Genomic DNA, 13,492 nt, shown 5'->3' on the forward strand with positions numbered 1-13,492 from the left:
AATTTTTTAATAAACTTAATGATTAGCATTCTTCTTATTAATTTCATCAATTGCATTTTTTATTTGTATTTTTTCTTCACTATGCTTGTCGGCATTAAAAATTCTGTTTTGTGCAAAATAAATAATATCATTATGATCACAAATTAATACCCAATTTAATGTCTTGTCCCAAATTATTTCATCACTTGAAAAAAATAAATTTTCAGAAAATTTAATGACCATTTTCCAAGTTAAAATGAATGCAGTGTCAGGTTGATGCGACCAAAATACTTTCTGATTAAATGGAATATCTTTGTGATAGAGCCAATTTTTAACTTTCTTATTTTCATTTTCTTTGAAAGATAGTTCGTTGTATTGATTAAAGTGTTTTTCTAAATCCTGTAGTGAATGCAGATATCTTTGTGTAGATTCAAAGTTCCATAAAAATTTTGATGCTTCAGAATTTAAAGCAATAATTTGATCTTCAAATTCATTAAATAATTCATCAGTATCTTCGCTTTCAAATTTCCATTTTAGAGGGTGGTCTGAAAGTGGAATTGAAAATTTACTTAAGTTCTCTAAAGTCATTTTAGTTTTCATCTGAGAGTTAAAAATTATATTGTATTTTAAATATATGAATTTAAAATCAGAAGTATTTCAATTAATAATCCTATTGATTAATCTTTATTAAAAGCGGTAATAATCCCAATTAAAATCTATATTTTTGTAAGACTTAACACTTATTAAAAAAATATTAAAATACTATGGCGTCTGGTTTTTTTGCGATTTTAGATGATATCGCTGCTTTGATGGATGATGTTGCTGTAACAAGTAAAATTGCAACCCAAAAAACAGCAGGTATCTTGGGCGACGATTTGGCGGTAAACGCAGAAAAAGCCACAGGTTTCCTTTCTTCAAGGGAAATTCCTGTATTGATGAAAATTATGAAAGGCTCATTTATCAATAAACTGATTATTGTTCCTTTTGTTTTCCTTCTTGAATGGCTGTATTCGCCCGCAATTAAAATTATCTTAATTATTGGTGGATTTTATTTAGCCTATGAAGGTGTCGAAAAAATTGTAGAATTTTTATTTCACAGAGAGAAAAAAGGACACGAAGTAATCGAAGAAGCCCAGGATGTTGAAGAAGACGGTGAGGCGGTAGAAAAAGCTAAAGTGAAATCTGCAGTTACCACTGATTTTATTTTGTCTCTTGAGATTGTTATTATAGCATTAGCCGCTGCAAAAGATGGTTATCATGCACTTAAATCGCAATTTGATCCGTTTCTTGTAGAAATTGTTACGGTTTCTATCGTTTCGATTATTGCAACTGTTGGTGTTTACGGAATTGTGGCTTTGATCGTAAGAATGGATGATGCTGGTTTCAAATTAATTAAAAAAAGTAATGACAAAGGTTTTTTTGGTAAACTAGGACATTTGCTTGTAAAAGCACTTCCTTGGGTTATCAAAGCTTTAGGAATCATCGGAACTATCGCATTGATCTTGGTTGCAGGCGGAATTTTTGATCATAATATTGATTATTTGCATCATGCATTACCAACTTGGAGCGAAATGTTAAAACAGGTACTTTTCGGTTTAGCAGGCGGATTGATTGCCCTGTTTTTAATTACCGGAGGAAAGAAAATTTATACATTAGCAACAAAGAAATAATTGTTAGATCTTAATAAAAAAATCCTGCTTCAATTTTTTTGAGCAGGATTTTTATTTTATCTAAAGTTTACTTCCTTCAACCATTTTTCTATTTCAGAAAAACTTTGCGAAGCGTTTTCTACCCAAGGAAAATGCCCTGCTTTTTCTACGAAAACCAATTTAGAATTGGGTAATGTTTTGTGTAGCTGTTCAGCAAATTCGGGTAAATTATTGGTGTCTGCTTTGCCATTGAGAATTAAAATTTTTGTTTTGATCTGCGAGAATTTTTTCTGTTGATTATAGTAATATTCGAGCATTTTTTCAGTTTGTGGCATTTGCCCGTTCACTGGTTTTCTTCTTCCTGCTTTTGAGATTTCTTTCATAATCGGAATTACTTTTTGTGAAGATTCTTCATCATAACACCACCATTTTAGGGAAGCTTCTGATAAATCTCTTCCGTCCGGAGCTTTTTCAGTTTTGTTGGTATACATATAATCCCAGTCTTTTACGACTTGCGAAAACCATTCAGATTCTTTTATTCTTTTGTTTTCCGATTCTTTTCTTCGGTTGTAAACATCTTCCGGAGATGCAACTAAAGAAGTTCCTGTTAAGATCATTCCTTCAACATGGTTTGGATATTTTAAACTATAAAGCATGGCAATTCCGCTTTGATCAGAATGGGCAAAAAACCAAATCTTATCGGTATTGAGTTTCTTTCTTAATTCTTCAATTTCCACAACACTTTTTTCAAGACTGTAATCTTCTATTTTAGTTGGAGCATCAGATTTTCCGGTTCCGCGTGAATCATAAGAAACCAAAGTGAATTGTTTTTCTAATGGTTGTAAAGTTAATTCATAACCTATTTTCCCTGAATTCGGATGTCCAACAAGCATTACCGGACCGTTTCCTTTAATAGTATAATTGATGTTGATACCATCAATTTTTTCTGTGAAATTTCCGTTTTTAAGCTGTTGAGCGTGTGTGAAAATTATAAAAAGTGTGTTGAAAACGAGTAGGGCTTTATATTTAAATTTCATAATTATTTACAAATAAAATACTTTCAAATATATCTGAATAATATGAATTGTTATGCTTTTTTCTATTTATTGCTAAAATGAGCAGAAGAATTATTTGCCTTAATAATCAATTTTAAATATTTACTTTTGCAAAAATATGAATCTTCAAAAACGGTTTGATTTTATTTAATTATGGGTAGAAATTTATCAATTGATGTTTTAAAAATCATACTGGCATTTTTTGTCGTGTTTCTGCACATGAATTTTTTGAAAGAAACCTATCCTTTGCTGAGCTATATTTTAGTAAACGGACTTTTTAGAATTGCAGTTCCCGTTTTTTTAGTCATTACCGGATTTTATTTCTTTCATATCGACACTACAAAAAAACTCAGGAAATGGCTTTTCAGAACGTTTCTGCTCTATGCAATCTGGATGTTGATTTATATTTCTTACTGGAAAGATAATGATGAAATTTTACTGACAATCGTTTTCGGATATCATCATTTATGGTATTTGATAGGAACCTGTTTTTCAGGACTGATTCTTTATTCTCTTAGGAACCAAAACTCACGAATACTGATTGCTTTGGCGATGTTTTTATTCTTTCTCGGCTATATTGTTCAGGTTTTAGGAAATCTACATTATTTAAACGCTGAATCAGATTCACTTTTGAATGATTATCTGCTTTACCGGAATTTTCTTTTTGTATGCTTCCCGTTTTTAACGGTTGGTTTTTTGATTAACAAACATCAAATTGATCTTTCAACATATAAAAACTCGTCTCTGTTGGTTATTTTATCAATTTTATGTGTAATTGCTGAATCTTTTTTCAATTATAAATATATCAGTAGCGAAAGCACAGATATATTATTTTCATTGATTTTTGCAAGCCCGTTGCTGTTTTTGTATTGTCAGAAAATATATATTAAAACTACCTCAAAAATTTTAGCCAGTTTTTCTACAGCAATATATGTTGTACATCCGCTAATCATGAAATCTGATTTTTATAAAGAGATTGAGTCTTTTAAAATCTTGATTTTTTTAGCAATTTTAATTCCTGTAAGCCTTGGTTTGGTCTATCTTAATAAGAAATTGAAGTATTTACTTTAAGCTTTATCCCAAGTATTAAAATAAAAAAAGACAACGAAATATATCGTTGTCTTCGTATAAATTAGTTCATTTCGTAATTGATAATAACCATTCTCAAAATGAAATGTACGAAATCTTGTTCGGCATCTCTTCTGCTGATGAGTCGGTTTTTATAATCGTAAGATTTAAAAACTTTTATTAATCTCAGATACGTTTCAAGCTCTTCATCTTTAATTCTGATTTTTACGTGCCCGTCTTTTCTTTTGATAATCTGATCATCTAGAGTTCTTACTCTGAATAAAACATCGCATAATATTGGTTTTACGCCACCATATCTCTCCACAATATTTACTTTGAATGCATCAAAAGTAATAGCATGGAAAATTAGTTTAGGTTGAGAATCTGGTGTGCGAAGTTCAAGCTTGTAGTTCATGAGAGGTTTTTTACAATATCCTTTTTACAAGGAATATATCAAATTAAATATTGATGTAAATTTAAAAATAAAAGAGACTTTAAAAAGCCCCTTTTTAAATTTTTTTTAGTTGAATAAATCTTTTACTTTATCGAAGAAAGTTTTTTCTTTTCCAGACGGCTCTGCTACCATTTCTCCGCTGCTCATCTGTTTCTCGAAAAAGTCTTTTTGGTCTTTGGTCAATTTTTGCGGTGTCCAGACATTGATGTGAATAAACATATCTCCTTTACCATAACTGTCGATACTCGGTAAACCTTTTCCGGCTAATCTTAAAATTTTTCCAGATTGTGTTCCAGGATCAACGGTAATTTTTACTTTTCCACCAACGGTAGGGATTTCTTTTTTAGTTCCCAAAGCAGCTTCTGCAAAAGAAACATATAATTCCTGGTGAAGATTGTCACCTTCTCTTTTGATTGTGTTGTCTACTTCTTCTTCTACAATTACCAAAAGATCTCCAGGAATACCGCCAAATGGCGCATCATTTCCTTTCCCTCTTACATTCAGCTGGATGCCGTCTCTTGCTCCTGCAGGAATGTTGATGGTAATTTCTTCTTCATCTTTTATTAAACCTTGTGCATTGGCTCCTGCAGGAATTTTATCGGCAACTTTACCGATTCCCTGACAAGTTCCACAAGTGGTTTGCGTTTGCATTTGCCCGAACATCGTGTTCATCACCTTCATCTGAACTCCGGCTCCGTTACAAGTAGGACAGGTTTTTGAAGTGGCTCCTTCTGCCATCTTCATTTTTTTTACTTTAAGAGTTTTTTGGGTTCCGTTCACCATCTCTTCAAGATTCAGCTTGATTCTGATTCTTAAATTAGAACCTTTAACCTGTTGACGACCACCGCCGCCACCAAATCCTCCGAAACCGCCGCCACCAAAAATATCTCCAAACTGGCTGAAAATATCTTCCATGTTCATACCGCCACCGAAGCCACCTCCGCCAAAACCACCGGCACCACCTACTCCGGCGTGTCCGTATTGGTCGTAGCGCGCTTTTTTGTTATCGTCGCTTAAAACTTCGTAAGCTTCTGCAGCTTCTTTAAATTTATCTTCAGCATCTTTATCACCTGGATTTTTATCTGGGTGATATTTAATGGCCATTTTTCGGTATGCTTTCTTTATTTCGTCGGCACTCGCAGATTTGCTGACCTCAAGAACCTCGTAATAATCTCTTTTTGACATCTTTTAATATGAGTAATTAGTAATAAGTAATTGATAATATTGCTTATTACCAATTACTTATCGCTTATGTTTTAGTTTCCTGTTACAACTTTTGCAAAACGAATCACTTTATCTCCTAAAGTATATCCTGTTTCGATAACGTCTACAATTTTACCTTTCAAATCTTCAGAAGGCGCAGGGATTTGAGTAATTGCCTCGTGGAAATCTACATTAAAGCTGTCTCCGGCTCTTACTTCCATTACCTTTAAACCTTTTTCGGTAAGCTTGTTTTTAAACTTGTTGTAAATCAATTCAACACCCTGAAGATCTGCTTCATTACCATTTTTGGCAATTTCTTTTAAAGCTCTTTCAAAATCATCCAAAATACCCAACATAGAAACCATCATTTCTTGGTTGGCGTAAGTGAAAAATTCCATTTTCTCTTTTGATGTTCTTTTTTTATAGTTTTCAAACTCAGCGTACAGTCTGATGTAACGGTCTTTTTCTACTGCCAAAAGTTCTTCTGCAGTAGGCATTTCTGTCACATTTTCTTCAACTGTTTCTTCAGTCTGCGTGATATTTTCTTCGTGATTATTGATATTTTCTTCGTTGATATCCTGATTTTCCATATTTCAATAACTTTTTACATTGTTGTTTCACAAACATTCTGCCAAAGAAAAAAGAATGACATTTAGGCAGAGTTTAGTTGGTGTTTGATAGTTGTTGGTTATTAGTTATTAATGGATGGTTGATTATTGTGTTATTGAATATTCTTTTTTAGTTCTAATGCTGGTCTGTTAATTCCCCTCCTTTGGAGGGGTGGCGAAAATTTCAAAGAAATTTTTGTCGGGGTGGTTAAATAAAGTGAGTTTTAAAATAATTCTATGATTGAAATGCTGTATTTTAAATGTTTACAACCCTATTTCCTAGCCCCGATTACAGCAATTGTTTGAGCTCGTTTTTTTGTTTTTGGTTGCGGCGGCAAAGCCGCCGCAACCAAAAACAAAAAAACAGCGAGTGCGGAAAGCGGAAATTGCTTCAAAAACAATCGACGAGAGTCAAACAATTTCTAAAAAATTAATAACTATTCTCCGAAAAATGTTTGATACAAAAGATAAAGATTCAGAATAATAATAACAACAGAAATAAACCAGACACAGATTTTTAAGAATGGTTTATTAACAAATTCGCCCATTTTTGCTTTATCATTGGTGAAAATCACCAAAGGAACCACCGCAAAACTTAACTGCATCGACAAAATAACCTGGCTTAAAACCAAAAGATCTGTTGTTCCGTGTTCTCCATAAATAATGGTTACAATTAATGCCGGAATTACTGCGATCAGTCGTGTAATTAATCTTCTCAACCAAGGTTTTAATCTGATATTTAAAAATCCTTCCATTACAATTTGTCCGGCAAGAGTTCCGGTTAATGTTGAATTTTGTCCGGAAGCTAAAAGTGCAATTGCAAAAGCAATACTTGCCATAGAAGCACCTAAAATAGGAGTTAACATTTTATAGGCATCATGAATATCGGCAACATGTTCATTTCCTGTGGTATGAAAAGTTGCTGCAGCTAAAATTAAAATGGCTGCGTTTATGAAAAAAGCGAGCAGTAAAGAAACTGTACTGTCTAAAGTTGCAAATTTTATTGCTTCTTTTTTTCCTTCCCTGTCTCTTGTATAATCGCGAGTTTGTACAATACTGCTGTGTAAATACAAATTGTGGGGCATTACGGTTGCACCCAAAATTCCTATTCCGATGTATAGCATTGCCGGATTGGTGATGATTTCTTTTTGTGGAACTAATCCTCCTAAAATCGCATTTATTTCAGGTTTCGAAATAATAATTTCATACCCGAAACAAACCAGAATAATAAACATTAAACCCGCAACAATACTTTCTATCCAACGGAAACCTTTTGCCTGAAGCAGCAAAATAATTAACACATCAATTGTGGTAATCACAATTCCCCAAGTCAGAGGAATTCCAAATAATAAATTTAAGGCAATTGCTGAACCGATAACTTCAGCTAAATCACAGGCGGCGATGGCAATTTCACAAAATACCCAAAGAATGAAATTGGTAGTCGGTTTAAAATGATCCCTACAAGCCTGTGCTAAATCTCTTTCGGCAACAACTCCTAGTTTTACCGACAAATGCTGCAAAATCATCGCGAAAATATTAGAAATAAGAATTACAGAAAGTAGAGTGTACCCAAACTGTGATCCACCTGCAATGTCGGTTGCCCAGTTTCCCGGATCCATATATCCTACTGCAACCATCAATCCAGGACCTGCAAAGGCAAGATATTTCCTCCAAAACCCTGATTTTTTAGGAATAGAAATAGAAGAGAATACCTCTGGTAATGAATGGGATGTTTTATCTTTTCGCCAAGCGTTTTTCATATTGAATTCAGTCATTGTTAGAAATGACTAACAAATTTAATTAAATAAATGAAATGAACATAAAGTTCTCATAAAAAAATCCCGAAAAAAACTTTCGGGATTCATTTTATATTTAAAAAGAAATTATTTTGCAAATCTTACAGACATTTTTCTGTCAACTGCTCTTTCTTCGTTTGAAGCTGATGCATCAACTTTTGCGAATTCACTTCCGTATCCATCAGCAGCAATAACCTGTGCTCCTACACCTTGTTTTCCTAACCAATCTTTAATGAAATGAGCTCTGTCTGAAGAAAGCTTTTTGTTCTTAGCTTCATCTCCGGTTTTATCGGTATAACCGCCAATTTTTATTTTTGCATCGGGATATGCTTTTAAAATCGCTACTAAATTTTGTAATTGTCCTTCAGATCCTGCTTCTAAAGCATTCGCACTTCCTATTTTGAAATTCACATGGTCAAAATCATACCATTTTTTATTTAATGCATCATCGTTTGCAGCGTTTTTGTAGCCATCAGATTTTAAGAAGGTGATCATTTGATCTTCCAGTCCGCCTTTGTAACCCTTCAATGCCATTCCGTTTAAATCGATATCTTCATCAACTTTGGTGGTCGTCATTGTAGTTGTGTCGTTTTGTGTCGACATCGTATCATTTACAGTATTTAAGCTGTCACCTGAAACAGTTGTTGTAGTTGTAGTTTCTTTTTTCTCACACTGTTTCCATAAGAAATATCCTGCTGCGATTAAAAGTAACAATGGAAGAAGCCATTTCCAGATAGAACCACCTTCGGAAGGAGTCGGGTTGTTTGGGAAAGTACCGCCATCCGCAACGCTTCTGGTAACTTCTACTTTCGGTTCTTCGTGTGGAGTTGATGCAATGGTGTCGTTATCATTGTCAAACTTATAACCTTTTGCCCAATCACCAACATTTAAAGATGCTAACGAAAGTCCGGCTGGTAAAAGTGTAGAAACAACTCCTTTCTGATCATTTAATAATGATGAAATACCAGATTTGTCTAGATTATTTTCTGCAGCATATTTTCCTACGGAACCTACTGTTGCACCGGTAACTAGATTTAATAACGAAGATGAAGAATTGTTGCTGATTCCAGCATAGGTTGCAATGGTATTGATAATTCCACTAAGTTTATCACCGAAAATTGATGACAATAGTCCAGAAACCATAGAATTGTTAGACGCGGTGTCTAATAAATTCCCCAAAATACCTTGCGAAGAAGCATTGGAAATAGAATCCAATACTGCAGGATTGTCAGAATTGTTGGCTAATCCGCCTACAATCACCGGAAGTAAACCCGAAACGGCTTTAGAAATCCCGGCTTCACTTTCTCCAAGTTGCGATGCAGCCTGAGAAACAAGTGCAGAACCTAGCTGCCCTTTGATAAGATCAATGATGTTTAATGACATATTAATTTATTTTGAAGTTAATGTGAGATAAATTTAATCAAAAATCTATCCAAATCATAGGTTTCAAGAAAAATCTGCAAAAATTCTTAAAATTTTTGCAGATTTAATAATTATTATGTTAAAGTCTTAGTAAGCTTTAGCAAATAAAACTCTTCTTTTTGATGGTTTCCCAGAGATCAAAGAAACACCTTCTTCAATATCATCGTCTAGAGGAATACATCTAATGGTTGCTTTAGTTTCTTCTTTAATCTGCTCTTCCTCTTCAGCAGTTCCGTCCCAATGTGCGTAGATGAATCCTGGCTTTTCTTCTAAAACTTTTTTAAATTCATCATAAGAATCTACTTTCGTGAAATTGTTTTTTCTAAACTCAAAAGCTTTAGTGTACATATCCTGCTGAATGGTTTTCAATAAATCTTCGATATAAGAATCTAAACCTTCCAATGGACGCGTTTCTTTCGTAAGATTATCTCTTCTTGCGATTTCTACAGATTTGTTTTCTAAATCTCTAGGACCCATTGCAATTCTCAACGGAACACCTTTCAATTCGTATTCTGCAAATTTCCAACCTGGTTTGTTTTGAGTATCATTATCAAATTTAACTGAGATACCTTTCAGTTTTAATTTATTTTGAATTTCTAAAGCTACCTCACTAATCTGATTTAGTTGCTCTTCTCCTTTAAAGATAGGAACAATTACCACTTGGATCGGTGCCAAAGTTGGAGGAAGTACTAAACCAAGATCATCAGAATGCGTCATAATTAAAGCACCCATCAAACGCGTAGAAGTTCCCCAAGAAGTTGCCCAAGCGTGTTCGATTTTTCCTTCTTTGTTAGTGAATTTTACGTCGAATGCTTTTGCGAAATTTTGTCCAAGGAAGTGAGAAGTTCCTGCCTGAAGCGCTTTTCCATCCTGCATTAATGCTTCAATACAATACGTTTCATCTGCACCTGCAAATCTCTCTGAAGGTGTTTTTAAACCTTGTACAACAGGCATTGCCATAAAGTTTTCTGCAAAATCTGCATATACTTTATTCATTTTTTCTGCTTCTTCTACCGCTTCATCTTTGGTAGCATGAGCGGTGTGACCTTCCTGCCATAAAAACTCTGAAGTTCTTAAGAATAGACGGGTTCTCATTTCCCAACGCACAACATTTGCCCATTGGTTGATAAGAATTGGTAAATCTCTGTATGACTGAATCCAGCCTTTATAAGTATTCCAGATGATTGCTTCAGAAGTTGGTCTTACGATAAGCTCTTCTTCTAATTTAGCTTCCGGGTCAACAATTAATTTCCCTGGATTATCTGGATCATTTTTTAGTCTGTAATGCGTTACTACAGCACATTCTTTAGCAAAACCTTCAGCGTTTTTTTCTTCAGCTTCAAACAAGCTTTTGGGCACAAAAAGCGGGAAGTAAGCATTAACGTGACCCGTTTCTTTGAACTTTTTGTCCATCTCATCACGCATTTTTTCCCAGATTGCATACCCGTATGGTTTTATAACCATAGAGCCTCTCACGCCTGAGTTTTCAGCCAAATCAGCTTTCACAACCAATTCATTATACCATTTGCTGTAATCTTCGCTTCTTGAAGTTAATTTTGCCATTAATTTTTTTTTAATATTTTAACTTTTCTAAAATTATGTAATCTAAAAATAAAGATCTATTTTTGATAGATTTTTGTTACCAATAAGTTGGTATATTTTTGGTACAGAATGCAAATATAATTTAAATTAAAAATTTTTACATTATCATGAAAAGAAATATACATAAAAATTTACTTGGAATGCTAAAATCGAAAAGTATTTTAGCCGTTGCAAGTGGATTGTTGTTAATGTCTTGTGGTGCACAGATGGGTGGATATAGCGAGACTGATGGGGTGTATTACGACCCAAATAAAGATACGTTGCCGGAAGGTGTCATCATCAATGGTAATGAAGGAAACAGAGTAGGAGAATATTATGATTATTATCAGGATGACTCTAATCTGGTTCAAAACGCTCAAATAAATGCTGCTCAACAAGATAATCGTTACAGCAACTGGAATAACTCCAATTGGAATGGTAATGCTACCGATTCTGACTGGGGTAATTTTGCAGGAAACGAAACCAACTACTACGACAATTCGTGGGGAATGATGGGTTGGGGTTCACCTTGGGGTTGGGGCGGAGGCTTCGGTTCTTATTGGGGATCTGGTTGGGGCATGGGAATGTCTTTTGGCTGGGGTAATTCTTGGGGATGGGGAGGCTACAATCCTTATTGGGGAATGGGCTGGAACTATGGTTGGAATAATTATTGGGGATATAATCCTTTCTGGGGTGGTTATTACGGAAATCCTTATTGGGGATGGGGTGGTTACTATAACAGAATTCCTTACGCAAGAAGTGGAGCAAACGGAAGATTTGGTACTTCTGGACCTGGAGCTTACAGAACGAATAATTCTGCTTTAAAGAGCGCTTATAATAACGGAGCTGGTTTCCGAAATAATAATTCAAGTATGAGAGCTGGTTCTTACAGACAGCCTACCAATATGAATAATGGAGGGTATAGAACTAACAACGGAGGTTATCGTAATCCTAATAATGGTATGAGACCTAATATGAATAACGGTGTAAGATCTACAAGACCAAATTATAACTACAATCAGCAACAACAATCTCAGCCAAGATACAGAAATGAAAGTACAAGACCGAGTGATAATGGAGGTTTCAGATCAGGAGGTTTTAATTCTGGAAGTAGCAGTGGCGGCTTCAGAGGTGGTTCTTCCGGAGGTGGAGGAGGTATGAGATCCGGCGGAGGCGGCGGTTTCAGATCAGGTGGTAGATAATATTCAACTTAATAACTATTAAAAAAATAATGTTAAAAAAATCTCTAGTATTAATAGGTGTGACTGCAGCATTCTATTTGCAGGCTCAGGATATATCAACGATAAGAAATTCAATTGATGTTTATTCAAACACCCCAATGGTTGGATCATCAAAGTTCAATGCAATGGTAGGATCTAACGGAGCTTTGGGAGGTGATGCTACATCGCTTCTTACCAACCCGGCAGGTTTGGGTGTTGCAATTGCAGGTGATGTTTCCGCAACTTTATCCGTTACAGGTAATAAAAATACAAGCACTTTAGCAGGATCTTCAGTTAATTATAATATTACTAAAGGAAATCTTGGAAATGCAAGTGGTGTTGCTACTTTTCAGTTGATGACAGAAACTCCTTGGAAGTTTATTAATTTGGGAGCAAGTATTTCTACACAGTCACTTGAAAATTATGTAGAAACTGGCGGGAATACCAATATTTCAATTCCAAAAAATCTTGTTGACGGTTCAGGAAATGCTGTGGTAGGTAATCTTGCTTATTTGGGGCATGCTTATAACAGATACGGAACTCAGACTAAATTTAATCTTGGAGTAGGTGCCAATTACAACAACTCTTTATATCTTGGTGCAAGTATTAATATGCATTATGCAGATTTGGAGCAGTATGACAGCGCCAATTTTGGGTTAGATTTAGACAATACGATCTACTCATTTGATAAACAATACACTCCTTTTTCTGAAAAATCAAACGGTTTTTCTGCAACTTTGGGGGTAATTGGTAAGATTACTAATCAGTTTAGATTGGGAGCTTCAATTGAAACTCCAACATGGTGGAGCATCGACAGGATCTACTCAGATTATTATACAGGATCTGATGGATTAATTTACTTTGATAATTTTGTAGAAGACAGATCTTTCAGATCACCGATGAAAGCTACTTTAAGTGGTGCTTTTGTTCCTACAAAGAATTTTGCAATTAACGTAGATTATACTTTGGGATTAACGAAACCTAAATATAAAGTTCAGGGTGCTGCAGAAACTGAATTGAATTCTTTCTTTAGCGATTCATACAAAAATTTATCAGAAGTAAAAGTTGGGGCTGAATATAGAATCAAAGCTTTCAGATTGAGAGGTGGTTATTCTTACGCTTCAAGCCCGTTTGACGCAATGACAATTAGTGCTTATTCTAATAATGGTCAGGCTGGAGATACTAATTACAGCGATTTGATTTTAGGAGCTAGAAACACGATTGGTGCAGGTATCGGATATGATTTCGGTAAATTCTATGTTGATGCAGCGTATCAAAACATCAGTTCTAAGTATAAAAATCCTTTCTTAAGCGGAAACGAAAGCTTCGGAACAGGATATTATTCAGGTGATTTTGATGTAGCTACGCCAAATTCAGTAGTTTCAGACGTTAAGAATATAAGAAATAATTTCTTCCTAACAGTAGGTTGGAAATTCTAAAATACTATTTCTAAAACA

Annotated in this window: 12 protein-coding genes; 4 read left to right on the forward strand and 8 right to left on the reverse strand. The window is 34.6% G+C overall.

Features of this window, described 5'->3' with window-relative positions; all coding sequences use genetic code 11:
- Positions 1–15: 15 nt before the first annotated feature.
- On the reverse strand, positions 16–567 hold the full coding sequence (locus BUR17_RS15880) for a hypothetical protein (RefSeq protein WP_143747608.1): 552 nt from the start codon (positions 565–567) through the stop codon (positions 16–18).
- Between the two features lie 176 nt (positions 568–743).
- Between BUR17_RS15880 and BUR17_RS15885 the strand changes: the two genes are divergently transcribed.
- Positions 744–1,649, forward strand: a complete 906-nt coding sequence (locus tag BUR17_RS15885) for a DUF808 family protein (RefSeq protein ID WP_074231576.1) — start codon at positions 744–746, stop codon at positions 1,647–1,649.
- Positions 1,650–1,705: 56 nt separating this feature from the next.
- Here BUR17_RS15885 and BUR17_RS15890 read toward each other — a convergent pair whose 3' ends face one another.
- Positions 1,706–2,665 (reverse strand): alpha/beta fold hydrolase, encoded by a 960-nt coding sequence (locus BUR17_RS15890; protein ID WP_074231578.1) that lies wholly within the window; start codon positions 2,663–2,665, stop codon positions 1,706–1,708.
- 171 nt (positions 2,666–2,836) lie between these two features.
- On the opposite strand from BUR17_RS15890, the gene BUR17_RS15895 reads away from it, so the two are divergent.
- Complete coding sequence (locus tag BUR17_RS15895; protein WP_074231581.1) at positions 2,837–3,754, forward strand: acyltransferase family protein; 918 nt, start codon at positions 2,837–2,839, stop codon at positions 3,752–3,754.
- A gap of 61 nt (positions 3,755–3,815) precedes the next feature.
- Here the strand turns inward: BUR17_RS15895 and BUR17_RS15900 are convergent, their stop codons facing one another.
- The 6 genes from BUR17_RS15900 to proS all read right to left on the reverse strand — a co-directional run bounded on the left by BUR17_RS15900 (position 3,816) and on the right by proS (position 10,797).
- The gene (locus tag BUR17_RS15900) at positions 3,816–4,166 is read right to left on the reverse strand and encodes a prevent-host-death protein (RefSeq protein ID WP_074231583.1); all 351 of its coding nucleotides are present in this window, start codon (positions 4,164–4,166) and stop codon (positions 3,816–3,818) included.
- 105 nt (positions 4,167–4,271) lie between these two features.
- Positions 4,272–5,390, reverse strand: a complete 1,119-nt coding sequence (dnaJ, locus tag BUR17_RS15905; protein ID WP_074231585.1) for a molecular chaperone DnaJ — start codon at positions 5,388–5,390, stop codon at positions 4,272–4,274.
- Positions 5,391–5,461: 71 nt separating this feature from the next.
- Entirely contained in the window at positions 5,462–5,998 is a 537-nt protein-coding gene (locus BUR17_RS15910) for a nucleotide exchange factor GrpE (protein WP_074231587.1), read from the reverse strand.
- Positions 5,999–6,453: 455 nt separating this feature from the next.
- On the reverse strand, positions 6,454–7,791 hold the full coding sequence (locus BUR17_RS15920) for an Nramp family divalent metal transporter (protein WP_074231590.1): 1,338 nt from the start codon (positions 7,789–7,791) through the stop codon (positions 6,454–6,456).
- A 108-nt stretch (positions 7,792–7,899) separates the two neighbouring features.
- Positions 7,900–9,195 (reverse strand): OmpA family protein, encoded by a 1,296-nt coding sequence (locus tag BUR17_RS15925; protein ID WP_074231591.1) that lies wholly within the window; start codon positions 9,193–9,195, stop codon positions 7,900–7,902.
- A gap of 126 nt (positions 9,196–9,321) precedes the next feature.
- Positions 9,322–10,797, reverse strand: a complete 1,476-nt coding sequence (gene proS, locus BUR17_RS15930; RefSeq protein ID WP_074231592.1) for a proline--tRNA ligase — start codon at positions 10,795–10,797, stop codon at positions 9,322–9,324.
- Between the two features lie 146 nt (positions 10,798–10,943).
- On the opposite strand from proS, the gene BUR17_RS21195 reads away from it, so the two are divergent.
- Together BUR17_RS21195 and BUR17_RS15940 are read left to right on the forward strand one after the other, a co-directional pair.
- Positions 10,944–12,017 (forward strand): prolyl-tRNA synthetase, encoded by a 1,074-nt coding sequence (locus BUR17_RS21195; protein WP_074231593.1) that lies wholly within the window; start codon positions 10,944–10,946, stop codon positions 12,015–12,017.
- A 29-nt stretch (positions 12,018–12,046) separates the two neighbouring features.
- A complete protein-coding gene (locus BUR17_RS15940; protein WP_074231594.1) occupies positions 12,047–13,474 on the forward strand; it encodes an OmpP1/FadL family transporter in 1,428 nt (475 codons plus the stop codon).
- Positions 13,475–13,492 lie beyond the last annotated feature (18 nt).

It is taken from the genome of Chryseobacterium scophthalmum (assembly GCF_900143185.1).
Classification (GTDB): domain Bacteria; phylum Bacteroidota; class Bacteroidia; order Flavobacteriales; family Weeksellaceae; genus Chryseobacterium; species Chryseobacterium scophthalmum.

Bases quoted from the DNA above. Each gene is read 5' to 3' on its own strand.
- BUR17_RS15880 (WP_143747608.1), bottom strand. From the start codon at position 567: ATGACTTTAGAGAACTTAAGTAAATTTTCAATTCCACTTTCAGACCAC.
- BUR17_RS15885 (WP_074231576.1), top strand. From the start codon at position 744: ATGGCGTCTGGTTTTTTTGCGATTTTAGATGATATCGCTGCTTTGATG.
- BUR17_RS15890 (WP_074231578.1), bottom strand. From the start codon at position 2,665: ATGAAATTTAAATATAAAGCCCTACTCGTTTTCAACACACTTTTTATA.
- BUR17_RS15895 (WP_074231581.1), top strand. From the start codon at position 2,837: ATGGGTAGAAATTTATCAATTGATGTTTTAAAAATCATACTGGCATTT.
- BUR17_RS15900 (WP_074231583.1), bottom strand. From the start codon at position 4,166: ATGAACTACAAGCTTGAACTTCGCACACCAGATTCTCAACCTAAACTA.
- dnaJ (WP_074231585.1), bottom strand. From the start codon at position 5,390: ATGTCAAAAAGAGATTATTACGAGGTTCTTGAGGTCAGCAAATCTGCG.
- BUR17_RS15910 (WP_074231587.1), bottom strand. From the start codon at position 5,998: ATGGAAAATCAGGATATCAACGAAGAAAATATCAATAATCACGAAGAA.
- BUR17_RS15920 (WP_074231590.1), bottom strand. From the start codon at position 7,791: ATGACTGAATTCAATATGAAAAACGCTTGGCGAAAAGATAAAACATCC.
- BUR17_RS15925 (WP_074231591.1), bottom strand. From the start codon at position 9,195: ATGTCATTAAACATCATTGATCTTATCAAAGGGCAGCTAGGTTCTGCA.
- proS (WP_074231592.1), bottom strand. From the start codon at position 10,797: ATGGCAAAATTAACTTCAAGAAGCGAAGATTACAGCAAATGGTATAAT.
- BUR17_RS21195 (WP_074231593.1), top strand. From the start codon at position 10,944: ATGAAAAGAAATATACATAAAAATTTACTTGGAATGCTAAAATCGAAA.
- BUR17_RS15940 (WP_074231594.1), top strand. From the start codon at position 12,047: ATGTTAAAAAAATCTCTAGTATTAATAGGTGTGACTGCAGCATTCTAT.